General features: G+C 68.9%; 20 protein-coding genes and 1 riboswitch. Of the genes, 2 read left to right on the top strand and 18 right to left on the bottom strand.

Annotated features, from left to right (window positions below):
* The 5 genes from AB0N61_RS14070 to AB0N61_RS14050 all read right to left on the bottom strand — a co-directional run bounded on the left by AB0N61_RS14070 (position 1) and on the right by AB0N61_RS14050 (position 5611).
* A complete protein-coding gene (locus AB0N61_RS14070) occupies positions 1-1347 on the bottom strand; it encodes a hemolysin family protein (RefSeq protein WP_363364972.1) in 1347 nt (448 codons plus the stop codon).
* A 94-nt stretch (positions 1348-1441) separates the two neighbouring features.
* Positions 1442-2476 (bottom strand): TerC family protein, encoded by a 1035-nt coding sequence (locus tag AB0N61_RS14065; RefSeq protein ID WP_167948340.1) that lies wholly within the window; start codon positions 2474-2476, stop codon positions 1442-1444.
* A 227-nt stretch (positions 2477-2703) separates the two neighbouring features.
* Positions 2704-3501, bottom strand: a complete 798-nt coding sequence (locus tag AB0N61_RS14060; protein ID WP_363364971.1) for an energy-coupling factor transporter transmembrane component T — start codon at positions 3499-3501, stop codon at positions 2704-2706.
* The gene (locus AB0N61_RS14055; protein WP_363364970.1) at positions 3498-4958 is read right to left on the bottom strand and encodes an ATP-binding cassette domain-containing protein; all 1461 of its coding nucleotides are present in this window, start codon (positions 4956-4958) and stop codon (positions 3498-3500) included. The genes AB0N61_RS14060 and AB0N61_RS14055 overlap by 4 nt, the downstream gene beginning before the upstream one ends.
* Positions 4955-5611, bottom strand: coding sequence for an ECF transporter S component (locus AB0N61_RS14050; RefSeq protein WP_167948338.1), 657 nt, complete (start codon positions 5609-5611; stop codon positions 4955-4957). The genes AB0N61_RS14055 and AB0N61_RS14050 overlap by 4 nt, the downstream gene beginning before the upstream one ends.
* Positions 5605-5714, bottom strand: a riboswitch (TPP riboswitch). (Overlaps the previous gene by 7 nt.)
* Before the next feature lie 82 nt (positions 5715-5796).
* Here AB0N61_RS14050 and AB0N61_RS14045 point away from each other — a divergent pair.
* Positions 5797-7260 (top strand): D-alanyl-D-alanine carboxypeptidase, encoded by a 1464-nt coding sequence (locus tag AB0N61_RS14045; protein WP_363364969.1) that lies wholly within the window; start codon positions 5797-5799, stop codon positions 7258-7260.
* A gap of 111 nt (positions 7261-7371) precedes the next feature.
* Here the strand turns inward: AB0N61_RS14045 and AB0N61_RS14040 are convergent, their stop codons facing one another.
* The 3 genes from AB0N61_RS14040 to AB0N61_RS14030 form a co-directional block, all read right to left on the bottom strand.
* Positions 7372-9615, bottom strand: a complete 2244-nt coding sequence (locus AB0N61_RS14040; RefSeq protein WP_363364968.1) for an ABC transporter ATP-binding protein — start codon at positions 9613-9615, stop codon at positions 7372-7374.
* A complete protein-coding gene (locus AB0N61_RS14035) occupies positions 9612-11339 on the bottom strand; it encodes an ABC transporter ATP-binding protein (protein WP_363364967.1) in 1728 nt (575 codons plus the stop codon). Before AB0N61_RS14035 ends, AB0N61_RS14040 begins: the two co-directional genes overlap by 4 nt.
* Before the next feature lie 200 nt (positions 11340-11539).
* Positions 11540-12601: an enoyl-CoA hydratase/isomerase family protein gene (locus AB0N61_RS14030; protein WP_363364966.1), complete on the bottom strand. Its 1062-nt coding sequence runs from the start codon at positions 12599-12601 to the stop codon at positions 11540-11542.
* A gap of 121 nt (positions 12602-12722) precedes the next feature.
* On the opposite strand from AB0N61_RS14030, the gene AB0N61_RS14025 reads away from it, so the two are divergent.
* Entirely contained in the window at positions 12723-14324 is a 1602-nt protein-coding gene (locus AB0N61_RS14025) for an ATP-binding cassette domain-containing protein (RefSeq protein WP_363364965.1), read from the top strand.
* Between the two features lie 69 nt (positions 14325-14393).
* On the opposite strand, the gene AB0N61_RS14020 is transcribed toward AB0N61_RS14025, so the two are convergent.
* From AB0N61_RS14020 to AB0N61_RS13975, 10 genes are all read right to left on the bottom strand, one after another.
* Entirely contained in the window at positions 14394-14843 is a 450-nt protein-coding gene (locus AB0N61_RS14020; protein WP_167948332.1) for a hypothetical protein, read from the bottom strand.
* Positions 14844-15108: 265 nt separating this feature from the next.
* Positions 15109-16437, bottom strand: a complete 1329-nt coding sequence (locus AB0N61_RS14015) for a glutamate-1-semialdehyde 2,1-aminomutase (RefSeq protein WP_363364964.1) — start codon at positions 16435-16437, stop codon at positions 15109-15111.
* A 109-nt stretch (positions 16438-16546) separates the two neighbouring features.
* Positions 16547-17524 carry a porphobilinogen synthase gene (hemB, locus tag AB0N61_RS14010; RefSeq protein ID WP_363364963.1) on the bottom strand — a complete coding sequence of 326 codons (978 nt, stop codon included), beginning with the start codon at positions 17522-17524 and terminating at the stop codon, positions 16547-16549.
* The gene (locus tag AB0N61_RS14005) at positions 17521-18312 is read right to left on the bottom strand and encodes a uroporphyrinogen-III synthase (protein ID WP_167948329.1); all 792 of its coding nucleotides are present in this window, start codon (positions 18310-18312) and stop codon (positions 17521-17523) included. Before AB0N61_RS14005 ends, hemB begins: the two co-directional genes overlap by 4 nt.
* Positions 18309-19325 carry a hydroxymethylbilane synthase gene (hemC, locus tag AB0N61_RS14000; protein ID WP_363364961.1) on the bottom strand — a complete coding sequence of 339 codons (1017 nt, stop codon included), beginning with the start codon at positions 19323-19325 and terminating at the stop codon, positions 18309-18311. Before hemC ends, AB0N61_RS14005 begins: the two co-directional genes overlap by 4 nt.
* A gap of 7 nt (positions 19326-19332) precedes the next feature.
* The gene (gene hemQ / locus AB0N61_RS13995; protein WP_167948327.1) at positions 19333-20010 is read right to left on the bottom strand and encodes a hydrogen peroxide-dependent heme synthase; all 678 of its coding nucleotides are present in this window, start codon (positions 20008-20010) and stop codon (positions 19333-19335) included.
* Positions 20011-20078: 68 nt separating this feature from the next.
* On the bottom strand, positions 20079-20360 hold the full coding sequence (locus AB0N61_RS13990) for a hypothetical protein (RefSeq protein ID WP_167948326.1): 282 nt from the start codon (positions 20358-20360) through the stop codon (positions 20079-20081).
* On the bottom strand, positions 20347-20754 hold the full coding sequence (locus tag AB0N61_RS13985; protein WP_363364960.1) for a phage holin family protein: 408 nt from the start codon (positions 20752-20754) through the stop codon (positions 20347-20349). Before AB0N61_RS13985 ends, AB0N61_RS13990 begins: the two co-directional genes overlap by 14 nt.
* A 1-nt stretch (position 20755) precedes the next feature.
* Entirely contained in the window at positions 20756-21178 is a 423-nt protein-coding gene (locus tag AB0N61_RS13980; RefSeq protein ID WP_167948324.1) for a hypothetical protein, read from the bottom strand.
* Positions 21179-21332: 154 nt separating this feature from the next.
* Complete coding sequence (locus tag AB0N61_RS13975; protein WP_363364959.1) at positions 21333-22892, bottom strand: FAD-dependent oxidoreductase; 1560 nt, start codon at positions 22890-22892, stop codon at positions 21333-21335.
* Positions 22893-22929 lie beyond the last annotated feature (37 nt).

Raw genomic sequence — 22929 nt, 5'->3', positions numbered from 1 at the left:
TCAGCCCTTCGGCGAGGCGTCGCCGCCCCGCGCCGCGTCCGCGCCTGACCCTGAGCGCGAGCCGGCATCCGCGTCCACGTCCTCGTGCAGAGCGACGCGGATCTCCGAGATCCGGCGTCGATCGACGGCCGTCACACGCAGAGTCGCACCCGGCACCTCGACCGAATCGCCGACCACCGCGAGGCGTCCGAGCATCTCGGTGACGAACCCCGCGACCGTGTCCGATGCGCCGCGAGGCAGGGCGATGCCGGTGATCTCCGCGAAGTCCTGCAGGTTGAGACGCCCATCGAGCGCGCCGCCGGCAGCCGGCATCCGGTCCTCGCCCGTGTCGTACTCGTCGAAGATCTCGCCGACGACCTCTTCGACCAGGTCTTCGAGGGTCACGATGCCGTCGGTGCCGCCGTACTCGTCGACGACGACCGCGATGTGCTGCGAGCCGCCGCGCATGCGCGTCAGAGTCGGAAGCACGCCGGCGGTCGACGGCACATACTCGACCGGACGCATGAGTCCGTGAACCGGACGCCCGGCGTCGTCGGCCGCCGCCTCGAACAGGTCGCGCACGTGCACGAAGCCGACGATGTCGTCGAGCGACGCGTCGATGACGGGGTACCGCGAGAACGGAAGCTCCCGCACCTGCGCGATGGCGTCGGCCAGAGTCGCCGCCCCGTCGAGCGCCACGACCTCCGGCCGGGGTCGCATGACCTCGCTGACCTGGCGTCCGCGCAGCGACAGCACGTCGTCGAGGATTCGACGCTCATCATCGGGAAGACTCTGATGCGTCGCGACGATGTCGCGCAGCTCCTCCTCGCTCAGCTCCTCTGCCGCCTTGTGCGGGTCGCCGCCGAGCAGGCGCACGAGCGCATTCGTCGACACCGACAGCAGCCAGATGACCGGCCGCATGATGGTGGCGAACCCGTCGAGCACCGGGGCGACGGCGTACGCGAACTGCGCATTGCGCTGGATCGCGAGGCGCTTGGGCACGAGCTCCCCGAGCACCAGCGAGAGATACGCGATGATCAGCGTCAGCAGCACGGTCGCGGTGGTCATCGCGAGCGCCTCGGGGAGTCCCCAGCTCTCGAGAAGAGGAGCGACCGACGGGGCGATCGAGGTCGCACCGTAGGCGGCCGAGGCGAAGCCCGCCACGGTCACGCCGATCTGCACGGCCGAGAGGAAGGTGTTGGGATTGCGGGCGAGGCCGGCGACCTTCTCGCCGCGCCGTCCGCGAGCCGCGATCGCGTTGATCTGGCTCTCGCGCAGGGTGACCAGTGCCATCTCTGTCGCGGCGAAGACGCCGCCGACGAGGACGAACACGAACACCAGCGCGATGTTCAGTGCGAGATCACCCATCAGCGGGTCACCTCACCGTGTGCAGGGGTGCCCGAGGTCGTTCGGGCACCGGGTCTGTCAGGGTCTGCGGACGCGTCGGAGCGGCGCGACTGGTTCACGAGTGTTCCTTCTGTGTGTCGGTGGTGAGGGGTGCAGAGGTGGAGGGGGCGTCGAGCGCGTCGCGCCGGTCGTCGCGGCGGGTCTTCATGAGGCTCGCGACGGTGGCGACGGCGATGGTCGCGCCGATGAACACCAGCGAGAACCAGATCGGGATCTCGGGGGCCCAGAGCATCGGCTCGCCGCCGTTGATGAACGGCAGCTCGTTGACGTGCATGGCGTGCAGCACGAGCTTGACGCCGATGAAGGCGAGGATCACGGCGAGACCCTGAGCGAGGTACACGAGACGCTGCAGCAGACCGCCGATGAGGAAGTACAGCTGGCGGAGTCCCATGAGGGCGAAGGCGTTGGCCGTGAAGACGATGTAGGCCTCTTCGGTCAGGCCGTAGATCGCGGGGATCGAGTCGACGGCGAAGATCAGGTCGACGAAGCCGATCGCGATGATCACGAGGAACATCGGCGTGAAGAAGCGCTTGCCGTTGCGCTGAACCGTCAGGCGGTCGCCGTTGTACTCGTCGCTCACCGGCAGGATGCGACGCACGAAGCGCATGAAGCGGCCGTTCGCCGGGTTGTGATCACCCTGCGCGAAGGCCTGGCGGTAGGCGAGGAACAGCAGCAGCGCGCCGAAGAGGTAGAAGATCCACGAGAAGTTCTCGATCAGGGTCGCGCCGAGGGCGATGAACCCACCGCGCATGATCAGCGCGATGACGATGCCGATCATCAGCACCTTCTGCTGGTAGATGCGCGGCACGGCGAAACCGGTCATCACGATCAGGAAGACGAAGAGGTTGTCGATCGACAGCGCCTTCTCGGTGAGGTAGCCGGCGAAGTACTCACCGCCGTACGTCCAGCCCGAGACGGTGCCGATCCCGACGCCGAACAGCAGCGCGAGGCCGATGTAGAACGCCGACCACCGGGCGGACTCGCCGATCGTCGGCTCATGGGGCTTTCGCACGTGCGCGAAGAACTCGTACACGAAGAAGGCGATCGTGACGGCGATCGTGATGATCCACACGAGGGGGGTGATGTTCAAAGGGGTCTCCAGAGACGAGGCGTGACGATGTCGACGCCAAGGTCTTCTCCATTCTCGAGAACGAGAACCGGGGACCCGGGATGCAGGGACATCCGTAATGACGAGCCGCCCGTGGTGGAGTACTCCCCTTGGGTTCATTGAATGGTAGCGAATACACCGGCATTCCACCTATGAGAAAGCTGAGTGGATGCTGCGGGTCGTCAGGCCGTCGGGGCGAGCGGCGCGCGTCAAGCCGTCGGGCCGAGGATGAAGTTCCACGCGCCCGTGACGACCGCCGCCGAGATCGCCGCCATCGGGATCACTGCCGCGACGACGACGAGTGCCGTGTCGCGTCGGTCCCAGGTCGACTCCCGCGCCCACGAACGAGGCGTCGTGCCTCCGAAGCCACGCGCCTCCATGGCGGTGGCGAGAGAGGATCCGCGACGGATGGCGAGCACGAACAGCGCGAACGCCATGCCGAACGCACGCCGGACCCGCCCCTCGTCCGCGACCCCCCGCGCGCGCCGCGCGAGAGACAGCGCACGCCAGTCGTCGACGAGCAGCCCCAGCATCCGCATCCCCGCGAGGGCGCCGACGACGAAACGCGCCGGCAGCTTCACTCGCTGCGCCAGGTCGTCGGCGAGGTCGGTGGGGTCGACCGTGACGAAGAGCACCACGGCGGGCAGGCCGATCGCGAGCACGCGCACGGCGGTCGCCGCAGCGAGGGCGAGAGAGCCGTCACTGATGCGCATCACCAGCCATTCGACGTGCACGGTTCCACTGGTCGCGCCGTAGAGCGCGATCGTGACCGCGCTGAGCGGCGCTGCGATCCACAGCACGGCCGTGCGCGTCCAGAACTCCTTGGCTCCGAGGCCCGCGAGAACGAGCAGCGGTATCTCGAGCAGCAGGGCGACGGATGCCGAGACGACGTCGATCGTCAGCACGAGAGGCAGGGCGATGAGCAGTGCGGCGGCGAGTTTTGCCAGGGCGGAGCGCGGGGCTATCGGACCGGATCGCTCGATGCGGGCGGTCAGCGGATCGATCATGCACGCACCTCGATGCGTCGGGCGTGCAGGGCCTCGAGCACGGCCTCGTCGTGGCTGATCGCCACGATCGCCGTGCCTTCGTCACGCAGGCGTGCGATCAGGCCGACGAGTTCGGCCCAGGTCGTCGCATCCTGACCGAACGTGGGCTCGTCGAGCACCAGCATCCTGGGGCGGGTGGCGAGGGCGGCAGCGACCGTGAGCCGCCGCTTCTCTCCGCCCGACAGCGTGTAGGGATTGGCGTCCGCGAGCGAGGTGAGCCGCAGCCGTTCGAGCAGGTCGTCGACGCGGGCGGCGATCTCGGCCTCCGGCAGCTGCAACGCCCTCGGCCCGACCGACAGCTCGTCGCGCACCGTCTTGGCGAGCAGCTGGTGCTCGGGCGTCTGCATGACCGATGCGATGCGCGTGAGCAGAGCTCGCGACGACCAGCGGAAGGGGTCGGGCTTCTCACCGGCGGCGAGCGCGGGCAGTGCAGCGACCCGCCCTTCTTCGGCAGGGATCAGCCCGGCGACCGTGAGACCGAGGGTCGATTTCCCCGCGCCGTTCGCTCCGGTCACGCCGAGCACCTCGCCCGCGCGCACGTCGACGTCGAACGGACCGGCCACGGCGAGCCCGTGTCGCCGAGCGACGGTGAGGCCGCGAGTCTCGAGCAGCGTCGCCCCCGGGCGCTGAGCGGGCGCGGGCGGAAGGGCGGGCGGGTGCCCAGGGACCCACACACCGGATGCCGCGAGCTCCGCGCCCCGTGCGCCGAGAACCTCGTCGGGGGTGCCGTCGGCGAGCACGACCGTTCCTCCCGGCTCGGCTCCGAGCACGATCACCCGGGTGACGAGCGGCAGCCAGACGTCGATGCGATGTTCGATGACGACGAGGGTCGCGCCCGTCATATCGAGGGCCGCGGCGACGGCATCCCGTACGTCGCGCACACCCTCGGGGTCGAGGTTCGCCGTCGGCTCGTCGAGCAGGATCGCGCCGGGTCGCATCGCGAGCACGCCGGCGAGAGCGAGACGCTGCTTCTGGCCGCCCGACAGCGCAGCCGTCGACCGATCGAGTGCGACATCGAGCTCGACGGCATCCAGCGCCGCACGCACGCGCCGCCAGATCTCGTCGCGGGGGACACCGAGGTTCTCGCATCCGAAGGCGACATCGTCGCCGACCCTCGCGAGGATCGTCTGCGTATCGGGATCCTGGAGGACCATTCCGACGCGACCGCGGGCGGCGGTGGGCGCGACACCGTCGACGAGCAGCGCACCGTGGGTCTCGCCCTCGTCGGCTCCGCCGAGAACACCGCCGAAGCCCTGCAGGAGGGTCGACTTCCCCGAGCCGGAGGCGCCGAGCAGCAGCACGCGCTCCCCCGGCTCGATGCGCAGATCGACGTCGCGCACCGCCCACCGCAGCCGTGTCGCGTACCGCCACCCCCAGCCGCGGGCTTCGAGGGTGGCGGGCGTCGTGACGGAGCTCACACCCGTGCGGTGACCTCACGGCCGGCGGCGAACCGGCTGAGGGCTCCTGTGGCGGCGAGCCCTCGGGCGATCAACCACGCTCCGAGCCCGGCGATGACCGCACCCGAGATGGTCGTCGAGACGATATAGATGCTGGTGAAGAGCGTGTCGGCGCCGGCGTACCAGAGGATGCGGTCGTTGATTCCGCAGGCGAGACCCGCGCCGGCCCCCGCCAGCATCGCGACAGGCAGCCGCCAGACGCCGTAGAGGAAGATGAGGAACACCAGCTCGGCGCCGAGTCCCTGCACAAGACCCGAGACGATCGTGAGTGGGCCCCACGCGTTGCCGACGAGTGCCGAGATGATCGCGGCGACCAGCTCGGTGTAGAGCGCGGCGCCCGGCTTGCGGATGATCAGAGCGCCGAGCACGCCCGCGATCAGCCACGGGCCCGCGAGCAGGCCCTGCACGCCGGGGAGCAGCGGCTTCAGGATGCTGCTCGGAACCTCGTAGCCGACGTTCCACAGCAGGAAGATCAGGGCGCACGCGACGGCGATGACGCTGGCGACGACGATGTCGACGACTCGCCAGCGCCAGAGCTCGGGGCGGCCGAGGCCCCTCGAGGGCTGCGTGGCCGATGCCGATCCCGTGGTGGATCCGGACGTGGATGTACTCATCTGTGACTCCTCCCTGCGCTGGCATGACCCAGATCAGGTTCGACGGTCGAAGCGCGATTCGCTCCCTCTCAGCCCGGCTCGCCGGACTCCCGTGGTTGTATGCACGATCTTACCCAGAGGCGACACCCGCGTCTTCTCCACGTGCAGCGACACGGATCCCCGCACGAGTTCGGTACCGTGAGGAGGTGACCGCTTCCGATGCCGCCGAGGCCACCGCCTCCGCCCTTCCTGCGGATGACGACGCCTCTGCGATCTTCACCCCTGAGGCGACTCCCCCCGCACAGTGGGCCGAGGGCGACAGCGGGGGAACGCCCCTGACGTGGGTCGATCCGATCGACGTGGCCCGGCACCCCGCGACCGACGCTCTCGACGACATTCCGCCTGTGGAGAGCAGCGACGCTCTGCTGACCGGAGCGCACCTGCGTCCGGCGATCGCCCGACCCGGCGTGCTCGTGCCCCTGGGCGTGCTCGTCGGATTGCTCGGCACCTACGGCGGATCGGCCATGCTGTGGCCTTTGCACGAGGTCGCTCCGACGGTCCAGTCTGTGGACCTCACTCCCGTCACCGCGCCCGCGGCCGCGATCGCCTTCCCCATCCAGGGAAGCGCAGCCGTGGGAATCGGCGGCATCGGCACGACGTCGTCGTCGCTCGACGCCGCCGCGATCGCGAGTGTCACCAAGGTCGTCTCCAGCCTGATGGTGCTCGAGCAGATGCCCCTCGCCGTCGGTGAGCAGGGCCCGGAGTTCTCGTTCACACGGGCCGACAACCTCGCGTACTGGGACTACCGACGCTCCGATCAATCAGCGCTCGATGTGCCCGTGGGCGGCACTCTCACCGAGTTCCAGCTCCTGCAGGGGACGCTGCTCGGATCCGCCAACAACTACATCGACCGTCTTGCCGCGGAGATCTGGGGCTCGCCATCGGCATTCACCGCCGCGGCTGCCGTGTGGCTGCGTGACCGCGGTCTCGACGACATCACGATCATCACTCCCTCGGGCTTCGACGACCGCAACCGGGCCACGCCCGAGTCGCTCGTTGCGCTGGCCGAGCTGGCCATGCAGAACCCGGTCTTCGCCGGGATCGTCGGCACTCCGTCCGTCGAGCTCCCGGGCGCGGGCACGGTCGTGAACACGAACGGGATGCTGGCAGACCCCGGCGTGGTCGGCGTGAAGACCGGCACGCTCGGCGACAGCTGGAATCTGTTGACCGCGAAAGTCATCACCGTCGACGACACGACCGTGCATCTGTATGCCGCTGTTCTCGGTCAGGCCGATGATGCACAGCGCCTCACCGAAACGCGATCGCTGTTCACGCAGGTCGAGACGGAATTGGAGCAGCAGACTCCCGCCATCGCCGCCGGCACGGTCGTCGGCACCGTCACCACGGTGTGGGGAGCGACCACCGATGTCGTCACGGATGCGGATGCCGACGTGGTGCTCTGGAATGGTGCGACCGCTGAGGCCTCGACGGACTTCGCGCTCGGCGACAATCGCGAATCGGGCGACCAAGTGGGCACGTTGACCAGCGTGGGTCCCTTGAACACCGTGACGACGTCTGTGTCACTTGCCGACGACGTCGATGCCCCGAGCCCGTGGTGGAGGCTGACCCACCCTCTCGAACTCCTCGGCATCACCGAGGCTCAACGCTGAGGCTGCATGCTCCGCGCAAGCGCGGCGCACACAGAACGCCCCGCCATCCGAGTGTTCGGACGGCGGGGCGTTGTGGCGCTCGGACGCTCCGGCGCTCCGGCGCTCCGGCGCTCAGGAGCGTGAGCCCCCGGCGTCGGGTCGTTCGACGATCTCCTGTGCAGCGGCGGCTTCGGCCGTAGGCGTCTGAGCGCCCACCGAGACCCCCACTTGTGCCGCGGCAGCTGCCTCTTCGGCGTCGCCGCTGATGACCACGGGAGTCGCTCCCGTGAGCGCGTCGTCGGCGTCGATGTCGGTTGCGGCCTGCTCGAACTGCGACTGGTACAGGCGCCAGTAGGCGCCCTGCGCGGCGATGAGCTCGTCGTGCGTGCCCTTCTCGACGATGTCTCCGTGCTCCATCACGAGGATGAGGTCGGCATCGCGGATCGTCGAGAGGCGGTGCGCGATCACGAATGACGTGCGCCCCTGTCGGAGCGCCGCCATCGCGTGCTGCAGCAGCAGCTCGGTGCGGGTGTCGACCGCCGACGTCGCTTCGTCGAGGATCAGGATCGAGGGCTGGGCGACGAACGCTCGCGCGATCGTGATCAGCTGACGCTCGCCTGCCGACACGTTCGAGGCGTCCTCGTCGAGCACCGTGTCGTAGCCCTCGGGGAGAGCGTGAACGAAGCGGTCCACATAGGTCGCCTTCGCCGCTTCGAGAACCTCTTCGTCGGTCGCGGTCGAGCGACCGTAGCGGATGTTCTCGCGGATGCTGCCGGCGAACAGCCATGGGTCCTGCAGGACCATGCCCGTGCGCGACCGGAGCTGGTCGCGCGTGACCTCGGAGATGTCCTGACCGTCGAGCAGGATCCGCCCGCCGTTCAGTTCGTAGAACCGCATGATCAGGTTGACGAGCGTGGTCTTGCCCGCTCCCGTCGGTCCGACGATCGCGACCGTCTGGCCGGGCTCGACGCGGAACGAGAGGTCGGTGATGAGCGGACGCTCGGGAGTGTACGAGAATGCGACGTTCTCGAACTCCACGACGCCCTTGCCGTCGACGAGCTTCGGAGCATCGGCGTCGTCGGCCTCCTGCTCCTCGGTGTCGAGGAGTTCGAACACCCGCTCCGCCGATGCCGTGCCGGACTGCACGACCGCGGCCATTCCACCGAGCTCCGACAGGGGCTGCGTGAACTGCTGCGAGTACTGGATGAAGGCCTGCACATCTCCGAGACGCAGCTGCCCGTTGGCCACCATGAGACCGCCGAGCACCGCGATGCCCACGTAGGTGAGGCTGCCGACGAAGGTCATCGCCGGCATGATGATGCCGGAGAGGAACTGCGCCTTGAAGCTGGCCTGGAACAGCTCCTCGTTCTCGCCCTGGAACTTCGCGAGAGCGTCCTGCTCCCGACCGAACACCTTCACGAGCGCGTGTCCGGAGAAGGCCTCTTCGACGCGAGCGTTCAGTCGTCCGACCTTGCGCCACTGGGTGCCGAACGCCTTCTGCGAGCGGGGACCGATGACGCCGAAGATCACGCCCATGAGCGGGAGTGCCACGAGCGCGACGAGAGCCAGCTGCCAGGAGATCGAGAACATCAGCACCAGCACGCCGACGACTGTGAGCACGGCCGTGATCGCGCCGGACAGCGACTGCTGCATGGTCTGGGTGATGTTGTCGATGTCGTTGGTCACACGCGAGATCAGATCACCGCGCTGCACCTTGTCGAAGTACGACAGCGGCAGGCGGTTGATCTTCGCCTCGACCTGCTCGCGCAGACGCCACATGGTGCGGACCATGATGACGTTGATGACGTAGCCCTGGATCCAGCTGAGGAACGCGGCGGTGATGTAGATCGCCAGCACGGCGATGATGATGCCCCGAAGCGCGTCGAAGTCGACGCCGTCTCCGACCTGGAAGCTGCCGAGGGCCTCGACCTGATTGGCGAAGTCGTCCTGACCGCCCTGACGGAGCGCGGCGACCACCTCGTCCTGCGGGGTTCCGGCGGGGAACCCGGGGAAGTCCCCGTTCGCCTGGCCGAGCTGCACCGAGATGAAGCCCTTGTAGATGAGGTTCGTGGCTTCGCCGAGCACCTTCGGTGCCGCGACCGTCAGCACGACGCCGACCGCGCCGGCGATCGACACCAGGACGAACCAGACGGCCGACGGCTTGAGCAGCCCGATCATCCGACTGAAGCTCTTGCCGAAGTTGTCGGCCTTGCCCGGTGCGACGCTGTCCCAGCCGCCGCCGTCCTGGCGCGCCTTCTCGGCGAGCTCTGCCTCGTACTTCTCTTCCTCGGTCAGCTCCGGCTCGACCGCAGTGGTCGTGTCGGTCGCCCGGGCCTTGCGACCTCGGCGGGTCTGGGGAGCGTCCTGCTCGCTCATGCGTCCACCCCCAGCTGCGATTCGACGATCTCTCGATAGGTCGTGCTCGTCTCCAGGAGTTCCTCGTGCGTGCCGACGCCGACCATGGTGCCCCCTTCGAGGACGACGATGCGGTCCGCATCGGTGATGGACGAGACACGCTGCGCGACCACGATCTTGGTCACCTCCGGCAGCTCGCGCCACAGCGCCTGCCTCAACCGTGCGTCTGTGGTGAGGTCGAGCGCTGAGAACGAGTCGTCGAACACGAGGATCTTCGGCTGACGGACGATCGCGCGGGCGATCGCCAGACGCTGACGCTGCCCACCCGAGACGTTGGTGCCTCCCTGGGTGATCCGCGACTCGAGCCCCTGCGGCATCTCCTCGACGAAGTCCCGACCCTGTGCGATCTCAAGGGCGTGCCAGAGCTCCTCATCGGTCGCGTCCTCTCGGCCGTAGCGGAGGTTCGACGCCACCGTGCCGGTGAAGAGGAACGGACGCTGCGGGACGAGGCCGATGGTCGCCCAGAGCGACTCGACGTCGGCGTCGCGGACATCAGTGCCGCCCACGAAGACCGCTCCTCCGGACACGTCGAAGAGACGCGGGATCAAGGAGACGAGCGTGGTCTTGCCTGCGCCGGTCGATCCGACGATCGCCACGGTCTCACCGGGCTCAGCCGCGAAGCTGATGCCCGTGAGCACGGGAGAGTCGGCTCCCGGGTAGGTGAACTCGACGCCGTCGAACGCAACCGAACCGGGTGTCGGGAAGGCGGTCACGCCGTCGGCCGGTCGCACCATGCTCGACTGCGTCTCGAGGACCTCGCCGATGCGCTCTGCCGAGACGGCCGCGCGCGGGATCATGATCGCCATGAAGCTGGCCATGATCACGCCGCCCATGATCTGACCGACGTACTGCATGAAGGCGAAGATCGTGCCGACCTGCACTGAGCCGCTGTTGACCTCGATGCCGCCGAACCACACGACCGCCACGACCGTGACGTTGAGGATCAGCATGAAGAGCGGGAACAGCAGGACGAACAGCGAGCCGACCTTGCGACCGACCACCATGATGTCGGTGTTGGCGACGCGGAAGCGTTCTTCTTCGATGCCCTCGCGCACGAACGCTCGCACCACGCGGACGCCGGTGAGCTGTTCGCGCAGCACGCGGTTCACGGTGTCGAGCTTGCCCTGGTAGCTGCGGAACAGCGGGACCATGCGGCTGACGACGAGCCCCGCGACGATCAGCAGCAGCGGCACGGACACCGCGATGAGCCAGCTCAGACCGATGTTCGTCTGCACGGCGAAGATGATGCCGCCGATCGCCAGCAGCGGCGCGGTGACGAGCATGGTGGCGCCCATCATCGCGAGCATCTGCACCTGCTGCACGTCGTTCGTGTTGCGGGTGATGAGGGAGCCGGCACCGAACTGCGACACCTCGCGCTCGGAGAAACCACTGACCTTCGCGAAGACGTCGGCGCGGATGTCACGCCCCGCACCCATCGACGCCCGAGCGGCGAAGTAGGTCGCGATGATCGAGGCGATGATCTGGCCCAGCGAGACGGCGAGCATGAACAGCCCGGTGCGCCAGATGTAGGCCGTGTCGGACTGGGCGACACCCTTGTTGATGATGTCTTCGTTGAGGCGGGGGAGGTAGAGGGTGGCCAGCGCGCTGGCGAACTGGAACACCAGCACAGCGACGAGAAGCCACTTGTAACGGGCGAGATAACGGAGGAGGAGTTTTCCCAGCACAGTCGCACTTTCTAGGAAGGATGAATCGGCGGATCTCTCGACGGGCGGACGCAGGCCGACGATCGCGCACATGCAAGAGTGGCACGAACTCCGGACATTCGTATCCCCCTGTGGGAGGACCTTCGCTGACAGCGAACCATTTCTGGTGCGGCCAGCGGTTTATGCACCGCGGCGAACAACCGCAGATATACCGGCATACCTCAAAACAGGGGCGGCTCGGGGGTGAAGTCGCGAGCATCGGCACCGGCGGCGGACGGGAGTTCCGAGATGGTCGCCGGGTTCCACTTCGGAGTGCGGTCCTTGTCGATCAGCTGGGCCCGAATGCCCTCCACCAGGTCGGGGTGCTGCAGGACGAACCACATCACGCGGCGGTACTCCCCCTCCAGGGCGGCGCGCAGGTTCGGCAGAGCACGCGCTTCCCGCACGGCGTCCAGCGTGACAGCGAGCCCGGTCGGCGCCAGACTCTCGAGCAGATCCGCGGTCTCCCCGGCATCCGGAGCCGCGTCCGCGCGCAGCCGATACACGATCTCCGCGACCGTGTCGGCGGAGAACGCGTGGTCGATCCAATCCCGCGACGACGGCAGCGTCGACGGCTCGGGAGTCTCGTCGAACAGCAGCACGATCTCGGCCGGGCCTGTGGGGTCGGCGCGATACGCGAGTGCTTCGCGCAGGGCATCGAGGCGATCGGACGGCACGAAGTGGTCGGCGAAGCCGAGCAGCACGGCATCCGCCCCGTTCATCGCCGCGCCCGTGAGTCCGAAGTACTCGCCGAACCGGCCGGGGGCGCGGCCCAGCAGCCATGTTCCACCCACGTCGGGCGTGAAGCCGATCCGCGTCTCCGGCATCGCGAGCTTCGACCGCTCGGTCACGATGCGGATGGCCGCGTGTCCAGACAGACCCACACCTCCGCCCATCGTGATCCCGTCTGCGACCGTGACCACAGGCTTCGCATACTCGGCGATCATCGCGTTGAGCGCATACTCCGCGCGGAAGAACTCCGCGGCCTCCTCGGATCGACCCGCCACGATCTGTGCGTGCAGCCCCCGCACGTCGCCACCGGCGCACATGCCGCGCTCGCCCTCGCCGTCGATCAGGACGATCTGCACATCGGTGTCGTTCCGCCACCGCTCCAGCGCACGCGTGATCTCCTGGACCATGCCGAAGTCGAGCGCATTGATCGCTTCCGGTCGGTTCAGGGTCAGCCTGCCGAGCGCTCCTTCGGTGCGGACGAGGACCCGGGACGCGGGACTGGATTCGGTCACGATTGCCAGGCTACCCCCTGGTTCGAGCCTTGCATTCGGCCGTCTCGGTGCGGTAAATGCACGATCCGGCGGCTTTTCCGGCAGGATAGACAGAACTGCCCACTGCAACGAGAGGTCGCAGATGCCCGACGGACAGGTGCTCGAGTTCACGCACGTCACGAAGCGCTTCAACGACGTGACGGCGGTGTCCGACTTCTCCGCTCGGGTCGAGCCCGGCGTCGTGACCGCTTTCCTCGGCCCGAACGGCGCCGGCAAGACCACGACCCTGCGCATCCTCCTGGGGCAGGTGCGCGCCACGAGCGGCACCGCCACGATCGGCGGCGTGGCACATCCCGAGCTGCGCCACCCGCTGCGCACCATCGGCTCCGTGCTCGAAGAGACCGCCTATCGTCCGCGTCGCTCGGCGGCCCGCCAGCTGACGATCGCAGCCAAGGCCAACGGCATCCCGCTCTCGCGTGTCGACGAAGTCCTCTCTCTCGTGGGTCTCGAGCACGAAGCGGAAGGACGCATCGGCAGCTTCTCGCTCGGGATGCGGCAGCGGCTGAGCGTCGCGCACGCGCTGCTCGGCGACCCGGGCGCGCTCGTCTTCGACGAGCCGGCGAACGGCCTCGACCCCGAGGGCATCCGCTGGATCCGCCTGCTTCTGCGCCGGCTCGCCGACGAAGGCCGCACCGTTCTGGTCTCGTCGCATGTGCTGAGCGAGATCGAGCAGGTCGCAGACCACGTGCTCGTGCTCTCGAAGGGCCAGCTCGTCCTCTCGAGCGGCATCGAGACGCTTGCCGACCCGTCGGCCGGATCCGTGGTCGTGGATGCCGAGGATCGCGATGCTCTCAAGGCGGCGCTCTCGGCAGCGGGCCTCGAAGTCGAGGTGCTCCGCTCGGGTCTCACCGTTCGCGGCAGCAACGCCGGGGCCGTCGGTGCCATCGCCGCATCAGCCGGCATCGCCCTGGCGACCCTGGTGCAGCGCGGCCCCACGCTCGAGGACGTCTTCATCGATCTCGTTCGCGGTGGAAGGCTCGCGCCTCAGGCCATCACGGCAGCCCCGGCCGAGGCGCCTGCCGCGGAGGCGGCAGCGCCGGTCGCAGCCGTCGCTGCGACGCCGGACGCTCGGGACACGTCTGAGCCCGATGGCTCGGGCTCCGATGCCGATGGCTCTGGATCCATCACGCCCGATAGCGACTCCGCAGGGGAATGGACCGAGCAGGAGGCGGCCCCGACCGAGGAGCGGCCTCAGCCCTCGTTCGACGACATCCTCTCCGGCGCCGCCACTGTCGATGCCCCCGCAGTGTCGGATGCTCCCGCCGTTTCCGATGCTCCCGACACACAGGAGGACGGCGCGGAGGAGCACTCGGGGGTCGAGTACTTCAGCGAAGTGCAGGATTCCGAAGAATCCGCTCCGTCGCCTGTCGACGGCGACGGGCAGTCCGACGAGGACCCCCGATCCGCGGCCGTCACCTCCATGCTCGCCGCCGCGGCGCGCGCGTACTACGAGGACGAACCGAGGGACTATCCGCTCGGAGAGGGTGACGTCTCAGCCGACGCGGAGGCAGCCACGAATGCCGATCAGGATGCTGACGGAGAGTCCGGCGACGAGCACCGCGAGGACGAGCCCGACGGTGAGCACCGCGAGGACGAGCACCACGAGCACGAGCACGACGGTGAGCACCACGAGGGTGGGCACCACCAGGATGAGCACCACGAGAGTGAGCACGACCGCTCCTGACGCCGCTCCCCCGACGGGAACGCCCTCCGCGCCATGAGGCTGCGGAGGGCGTTTCGCGTGAGGCTCGGCTCAGGCTGGCCGCGGGCGGATCACCGGACGCCGACTGCCCTTGGACACCGGCGTGGGCGACGTCGCGACGATCTCCTCGACGTCCGCCGGCTCGTCCGACACATCGAGTCGGAGAGCCTGGGTCAACGCGAGGCCATGGCGCGTCGTGAGGATCAGTCGGCGGTACTGCGCGTCGCCGGAGAGATCGATGACCACACTGGGACGTCGTTTGCGGATGAGGACGAAGTCGACGCTGCCGGCGGCCTTCCAGGTTCCTGCTGCGAGCACACCCGGGATGTGCGTCCCCGGATTCGGCACTCCGCGCAGCCAGGTCCATGCATCGTCGACGAGCTGGACCTTGGTGATCGTGTCGCGTACGAGCCGCACGTTGTCGCGGTGAAAGCTCGCCGCTCGCTCGATCGGCGAGAGCACGATCTCGAGTTGCGTCTGGTCCAGCAGCAACGTCACCATGCGACCAGTCTGCCAGCGGCGCCCTTCGAGATGTCTGTGTCTAGTTCACAGGAAGGCAACGATCCGTTGTCGGTTCCCACGATTCCGCCCCTCTTCCATTCCGGTGTTCCGCTCGACCTTCGAACAAATCTACTAGATCGAGCGCATGACACCCGCCACCGCACCCCTGCCTCGCACAGCGCGCGGGGCTTACCGGTGCCCGGGTCGAGAAGCGACGGCAGATCGCACGATCGAACGGAATCGGCGACGGACGCGACCGGATCGGTCAGGCAGCCGCCACGGCATCGGCTGCGGCGCGCGCAGCCAGAGGCAGTGCGGCCTCGATGCGCTGCAGTTCCTCGTCGCCGTGGGCGGCTGTGAGGAACCAAGCCTCGAACACGCTCGGCGGCAGCGCCACGCCCTGCTCGCGCATGGCATGGAAGAACGGGGCGTATCGGAACGACCCCTGCGCCTGCGCCTCGGCGTAGTCGCGAGGTGCCGCCCCTCGGAAGGAGGCACTGAACAGGTTGCCGGCGTGGGCGACGGCGTGGGTCACACCGGCCTCACTGAGAGCCTCGTCCAGCGCACGCGAGACGCGGGCTGCGGCGGAGTCGACGGCCGCATAGACCTCCGGCGTGGCGAGACGCAGCGTCGCGAGTCCGGCAGCGACCGAGAGCGGATTGCCAGACAGCGTCCCCGCCTGGTAGACGGGCCCGAGCGGTGCGAGGAGATCCATGACCTCGGCACGGCCGCCGAGCGCGGCCAAGGGCATTCCTCCGCCGACGACCTTGCCGAAGGTGATGATGTCGGGCATGTAGTCCTCGCCGGCCGCAGCCTGGAGTCCCCAGAATCCTGCGGGGTGCACACGGAAGCCCGTGAGAACCTCGTCGAGGATCAGCAGCGCGCCATGCGCATGCGCGGTCTCGGCCAGCAGTCGGTTGAATCCCGGCAGCGGCGGCACGACTCCCATGTTCGCGGCTGCAGCCTCGACGATCACGGCTGCGATGCGCGGGCCGTGCTCGGCGAACACCGCAGCGAGAGCGTCCGGGTCGTTGTAGTCGATCACCAGCGTCTGGGCCGCGATGGGCGCAGGCACACCCGCCGATCCCGGCAGCGCGAGCGTCGCGACACCGGAGCCCGCTGCGGCGAGAAGACCGTCGGAGTGCCCGTGATAGTGACCGGCGAACTTGACCAGCAGGTCGCGTCCCGTCGCACCGCGGGCCAGACGGATCGCCGTCATGGTCGCTTCGGTTCCGGTCGACACGAGCCGTACGCGCTCGACAGGCCGAGCCTCACCGAACCGCACGCGGTCTGCGATCAGCTGAGCGAGTTCCACCTCGCCTTCGGTGGGAGCACCGAACGAGAGCCCACGGGTGGCCGCTTCCTGCACCGCGGCGACCACCTCGGGCTGAGCGTGGCCGAGCAGCGCCGGCCCCCAGGACGCCACGAGGTCGACGTAACAGTTGCCGGCGGCATCCGTCACCGTGGCCCCCTTCGCGGACGCGAGGAACCGCGGGGTGCCTCCGACCGACCCATACGCACGCACCGGCGAGTTCACTCCACCGGGGATCACCGTGCGGGCAGCGGAGAACAGGTCGTCATTGCGGTCGGTCACAGCACACTCCTCAACGATGCGCGGATCTCTCCCGGCATCCCATCCAGGCTAGTCGGCAGACCTGAGGGGCGGACTCAGACGAGTCGGCTTCCCCTGAGACCCGGGCTGCTCAGCCGCGCAGCCAGCGCGCAGCTTCGGTCGCCCAGTAGGACAGGACGACGTCGGCACCCGCACGACGGATCGACAGCAGCGACTCGAGGACCGCTGCACGGCGATCGATCCAGCCGTTCGCAGCAGCCGCCTCGATCATCGCGTACTCACCCGAGACCTGGTATGCCCACACAGGAATATGCACGGTGTCGCGCACCTCTCGCAGCACGTCGAGGAACGCCATCGCCGGCTTCACCATCACGATGTCGGCGCCCTCCTCCTCGTCGACGACGGCTTCACGCACGCCCTCGCGTCGGTTGCCCGGGTCGAGCTGATACGTGCGACGGTCGCCTGTGAGCTGGGAGTCGACCGCTTCCCGGAACGGCCCGTAGAACGCGCTGGCGTACTTGGCGGCATACGCGAGCAGCAGCACATCGGTGTAGCCGTCCGAGTCGAGCGCCTCGCGGATGACCGCGACCTGGCCGTCCATCATCCCCGACAGGCCGAGCAGCTGGGAGCCCGCGCGCGCCTGCGCGAGCGCCATGGAGGCGTAGCGATCGAGGGTCGCGTCGTTGTCGACCGATCCGTCGGCCGCGAGAACGCCGCAGTGCCCGTGATCGGTGAACTCGTCGAGGCAGAGATCCGTCTGCACCACGATGGCATCGCCCACCTCGGCGGCCAGCGCCTCAGTCGCGACATTGAGAATGCCCTGCGGGTCGTCGGCCCCTGAGCCCTGAGCGTCGCGCACGGCGGGCACGCCGAACAGCATCACGCCACCGACACCCGCCTCGGCTGCCTCGGTCGCGGCTGCTTTCAGAGAATCGAGCGAGTGCTGCGCGACGCCCGGCATCGAGCCGATGGGTGCGGCCTCAGTGAGCCCTTCGCGCACGAACAGCGGGAGCACCAGCTGACGGGGCTCGAGCGAGGTCTCACGAACCAGCCCGCGTACGGCAGGAGACTGACGGAGGCGGCGCAGACGCACGTCGGGGAAGCTCACGGTGCCAGCTCATCCGCCGCGTGCGGGAGGGTGAAGCTCGACACCGCGTCGATGAGGGCGTCGACGGTCTGACGGTCTGCGACGACCGTGATCGGCAGGCCCGCTCGATCCGCATCCTTCGCCGTCCTCGGGCCGATCGCCGCCAGCAGCGTGTCATCCGGGATCACCGGGAACTGCTCGCGCACCTGCTCGGCGACTGAACCACTGGTGATCAGGATCGCGTTGATCCGGCCGTTCTCGACGTCGCGCTTGATGCGGTCGGTGACCGGGACGCCGACCGTGCGATACGCCACGACGCTGTCGACGTCGTGACCGGCCTCCTGCAGGAGGACGCTCAGCACCGGCTTCGCGATCTCGCTGCGCAGGGCCAGGATGCGACGAGGCTCGGTCTCGAGAGCGATGAGCTGCTCGGCCATGCCCGCTGCCGAATTGTCGTCGTCCGGCACCATCGCGACCTCGTACCCGACCGCCTGCAGAGCGGCTGCGGTCGTCTCGCCGACGGCCGCGATCTTGGTGCGGCGCGGAACGACGGCGCGATGCGCGAACATCACATCGACGGTCGTCGCGCTCGTCACGGTCAGCCAGTCGTACTCCCCGTCGGCAAGCCGAGTGAGGGCCACGTCGAGGGCCGCCTGGTCGGTGGTGGCCGCGAAGTTGATCAGCGGCGCGACGACGGGCACCGCGCCGCGGGAACGCAGACTGGCGGCGACACCGTCGCCCCACGGGCCTCCGCGGGGTACGAGGATGCGCCAGCCGTCCAGCGGTCGGTCCTGCTTCGAATTGGTCATGATGAGGAATGCTCTCGGGAGACGAGGTCGGCCGCCCCTTGCTCGAGCAGCCGATGGGCGACAGACAACCCGAGCTCGCGCGCCGCGTGCATCGGGTCTGCACCACCGGCAGCATCCGCTCCATTGCCGCTGCCGTTCCGACGAATATACTCCCCGTTCAGAGCTTCGGTGACGTCCAGCCCGATCCGACGCCCGCCGTCGGTGGCGTAGACGACGGTCCTGACGCGGATCTCGTCGCCGTCGACGACCGCGTGCGCGGCCATCGGCGCCTGGCATCCGGCGTCGAGCCCCTCGAGAACGGCACGCTCGACCGTGACGGCCAGGCGGGTGTCGAGGTCGTCGAGTTCGGCGAGCGCGTCGAGCAGCTCCGTCGGCGCGTCGGCGCGGGTCTCCACGGCGAGCGAGCCCTGACCCGGCGCGGTCGGCCATTCCGACAGGCCCAGCTCCTCGCGGCGCAGCGGGGAGTCGGTGCCGAGGCGCGACAGGCCGGCTGCAGCCAGGATGACGGCATCCAGTTCTCCCGATGCCACGCGCTGCAGTCGCGAATCGACGTTGCCTCGGATGTCGACGACCTCAGCGTGCGGCGCCCGACGGTGCACCTGGGCGATTCGCCGAGGTGACCCCGTGCCGACCTTGCTGCCGGAACGGAGCTGGTGCAGAGGCGTGCCGCCCCGGGTGATCACGACGTCACGAGCGTCCTCGCGTGCCGGCGTGGCCGCGATGACGAGACCGTCGGGGATCGCCGTGGGAAGGTCCTTCAGCGAATGCACGAGGAAGTCGCACTCCCCCGCGAGCAGCGCCTCGCGCAGACGCGTGGCGAAGATGCCCTGTCCGCCGATCTCCGAGAGTGACGCGCGATTCGTGTCGCCCTCGCTGGTGATCGGCACGAGCTCGACGGGGCGCCCCGAGATCTTCTCGAGCGCGGCGGCGACATGGCCGGACTGCGCCTGGGCGAGCGCGCTGCGGCGAGTGCCCAGTCGGATCGGGGAGGCGGTCTGACTCTGAGTGTTCATCGCAGGCCTACTGCAGCACGTCCGCGATCTCGTCGAACCGGAGGCGTCGGCCCGTGTAGAACGGAACCTCCTCCTTCACGTAGAGCCGCGCGTCGGTGTAGCGCAGGTCGCGCATGAGATCGACCAGCTCGGTGACCTCGTCGGCCTCGAGCGGCAGGATCCACTCGTAGTCGCCCAGGGCGAAGGCAGCGACGGTGTTCGCGATGACCCCGGTGAACGCGGCGCCCTTGCGACCGTGGTCGGCGAGCATCTTGCGGCGCTCCTCTTCGGGAGCCAGGTACCACTCCGGGGTGCGGACGAACGGGTAGAGGCACAGCCAGTCCTTCGGCTCGACCCCGCGGAGGAACCCCGGGACGTGGGCACGGTTGAACTCGGCATCGCGGTGCACGCCCATCACGTTCCAGACGGGCAGCAGGGTGCGCAGCAGCTCGGTGCGTCGCAGGCGGCGGAGGGCCTTCTGGAGGTCTTCCGCCGTGTCGCCGTGCAGCCACACCAGCAGGTCTGCGTCGGCCTTCAGACCCGAGACATCGTAGAAACCGCGGACCGTGACACCGGAGTCCTCGATGTACGAGACGATCGTCTCGAGCTCCGTCGAGTCGGACTCGGTGACGGCCACATCGGGGTTTCGTCGCCAGACTGCCCAGAGGGTGAAGCCGGACGGGTTCTCTTCGCGCACATCGGACATGGATCCAGTCTGCCCCCTTTGTGAAGCACTCGCGAACGCGAGTCAGGATGCGAGGAAGCGGCCTGCCGTCAGCGCGAGAGGGCGCGGGCGATCGCCCAGACGGCTCCGCCGACGATCACCGCAGCGCCCACGGCTCCGGCGATCGCCGCTGCCGGGTTGCGGTCGGCGAAGACCCGCGCCCTCGCCGCGGCCCGCTTGGACGCCTTGTCGATGCGCCGAGGGAAGTTGCCCTTCACCTCGATCGCGGCCAGGGCGGCCTTCAGCTCGGCACGAGCGGACTGCACCGGGTCGACGATCCCTGCGGGCACCGCGGTCTTGGGCAGCGGCCTCGTGATCTCAGAGTTCGTCATAGCCGGCTTCCTTCACGAGTCGGATGTCCTCGCCCACCGCCTGAGCGGGATTCTTGCGAGCGAGCACCTTGCGGAACTTCAGGATGCCGAGCAGTGCGAACAGCAGCACGGCGAGGATCAGGATTCCCAGCACCGCCAGCGCGGAGAGCCACACCGGCCACCACGACGACAGCCCGGAGATCGCGAACACGAGGATCACCGGCACGGCCCAGAACAGGAAGAAGAGCGCCACGAGGAACCAGACCGAGCCGATGCCCGCGTCCTTCGCCGTCTTCGAGATCCAGGTCTTGGCCGCGTTGATCTCGGCTTTGACGAGGCTGCTGATGAGTTCGGGGAGATCGCCGATCAGGGACAGCAGGCTGTCCTCGGCACGATCGCGGTATCCGCGGGGCATGTCAGCTGCCAGACTTCGCGGCGGTGGAGCCCGGGGATGCCGGCTTCTTGGCCGCGGGCTTCTTCGCGTCGTCCTTCTTCGCGGCGTCCTTGACCTCTTCGACGGCGTCTTCGGTCGCATCGACGATGTCGTCCGCTGCCTTGCGCCCGGCGGCCACAGCGGAGTCGAGTCGCTGGCCCGCGGTCTTGTCGCTGCCGCTCGCCGACTTGACGACCTTCTGCACGCCGGTCCAGATCGCACCGGGCACGGCCGCAGCCTTGTCGCCGACGTAGCCCTTGACCTTGTCGACCTGCTCCTGCACGGGGTCCAGGTTCCAGACCTTCAGCCACTGGGCCTTGATCTGCTCGTAGCGCTCCTGCCCCGCGCGGGCTCCGAGCACGTATCCCACGCCGATTCCTACGACGAGTCCGATCTTCCCCTTCATGGGGTCTCCTCACGTTGTTCCGGTGTGAACGCCTGGGGCGAACCGACGACTCGGAGCCGCCTGCCAGGTGTCCAGCGTAGCCCCGTATGCCGATTTCGGCATCTGTCACGCAGAGGGTTGACAGCAGCGCGACTTTCGGCTTCTCGTCGTGCGTTCAGTCCCAGAGCAGCGCCCGACGAAGCCGGTCCGCTTCCTCCCGCGCGTCGGGGATCACCTGGGCGAGCCCCGTGCCGGCGAGCCACGCGCCGACAGCGGCGAGCCCGTGGACGCCGTGCACGGCCGATCTCGCCGCCTCCCGGCGTGCACCGGAACCGATGATCGATGCGGGTTGCGACTGCACATACCTGGCGCGGTGGGAGGCCACGAGGTCGTCCTCCGCGAGCGGCACTCCGAGAAGAGCGGATGCTTCACGCAGCGCCAGCCGCGCCGCGGCGTCGTCGTCGAGCGCGGCGGTGACCGCCGGTTCGCCCTGGGCGCCGAACGAGACCCGCACGACATGCCTGTCTCCGGCCGCCGCACGCACCCAGTCCCACTTCGCGCTCGAATGGGTGAGCGCCTTGGCGGTGTGGCTGCCGGGCACGGTCAGCACGCCGGTGCCCCGAGGAGCGCCCTGCAGTGCGGACGGCCGGAGCAGCAGCGTGACGATCTCGATCTCCGGCGCATCAGCCGGGTGCGTCTCGGCCAGGGCGGGCACGACCCCCTCGAGCAGCCGTCGTGCGGCGGTCTCCGAGGTCGCGACGACGAGGCCATCCGCGGTGAGCTCGACATCCTCCTGCTGCTCCTCGCCGAGTACCGCGTCCGTCTCGACGCGGGTGTCTCCGCGGGCCTTCACCGTCCACGTCTCCGCGGAGCGCGAGAGCTCGGTCACGCGCATGCCGGTGCGCACGACCCCGCCGAGCTTCTCGATGTCCGCCACCAGCGCCTCGATCAGCACCGTCATCCCGCCGTCGAGGCCCTCGACCGCGGCCCCGGGTGCCAGCGCGGGACCTGCGGCACCCACGGCTCCGCGGGCCTTCGCCGCTCTGGCCGCGCTCTCCTGCCGCATCGCCTGCACCGCGCCCGAGAGCGATCCGACCCGGGTGAGGGCGGCATTGAGGCCCGGGGCGGCGATGTCGACGTCGACGTCGTCGGGCGACGCCGAGTACACACCCGTCGTGACCGGCGCCACGAGGCGATCGCGCACTTTGGCGCCCATGCGCGACGACACCAGCCGGCCGAGGCTGTGACTGTGGCCGATCGTCAGCGGCGGGCGGACGCGATCGAGATACGCCCGCCACGCGCCGGACCATCCGATGATGCGGCGGACATCCTCCTGGAACGGGTTGCCGGGGATCCCCAGGATCCCGCCGACGGGCAGCGGCGCTGCGCCCACGCCGGGGATCCCCGCAAGCCAGGCACTGCCTGCGACCGGTGCGACGATGCGGTCGGCGAGGCCGAGCTCCTCGATCAGCGCGCGAACGCGGCCGCCCCTCGTCGCATAGCTCTCGGCGCCGGCATCGACCACGACGCCATCGAGCTCGGCTCGGCGGATCGCTCCCCCGACGACGTCCGCCTCCAGCAGTGTGACCCGCATGCCGACCTTGACGCACTCGCGCGCGGCGATCAGGCCGCCGATGCCACCGCCGATCACGACGATGTGCTGTTCCGCCGCCCTCGCGGCGAGGTCGGTGGGCTCCGCTCGGGGCGTCTCACTGTCGGCTGGCTTCGACGTCATGCGTCAATCCTTCCACCCGCCGCACGTCTCGCGTCCG

This window comes from Microbacterium sp. NPDC089320, from assembly GCF_040684875.1.
Classification (GTDB): domain Bacteria; phylum Actinomycetota; class Actinomycetes; order Actinomycetales; family Microbacteriaceae; genus Microbacterium.
The sequence above is the reverse complement of the archived record's forward strand: the minus strand, read 5'-3'. Positions and strand labels throughout refer to the sequence as shown.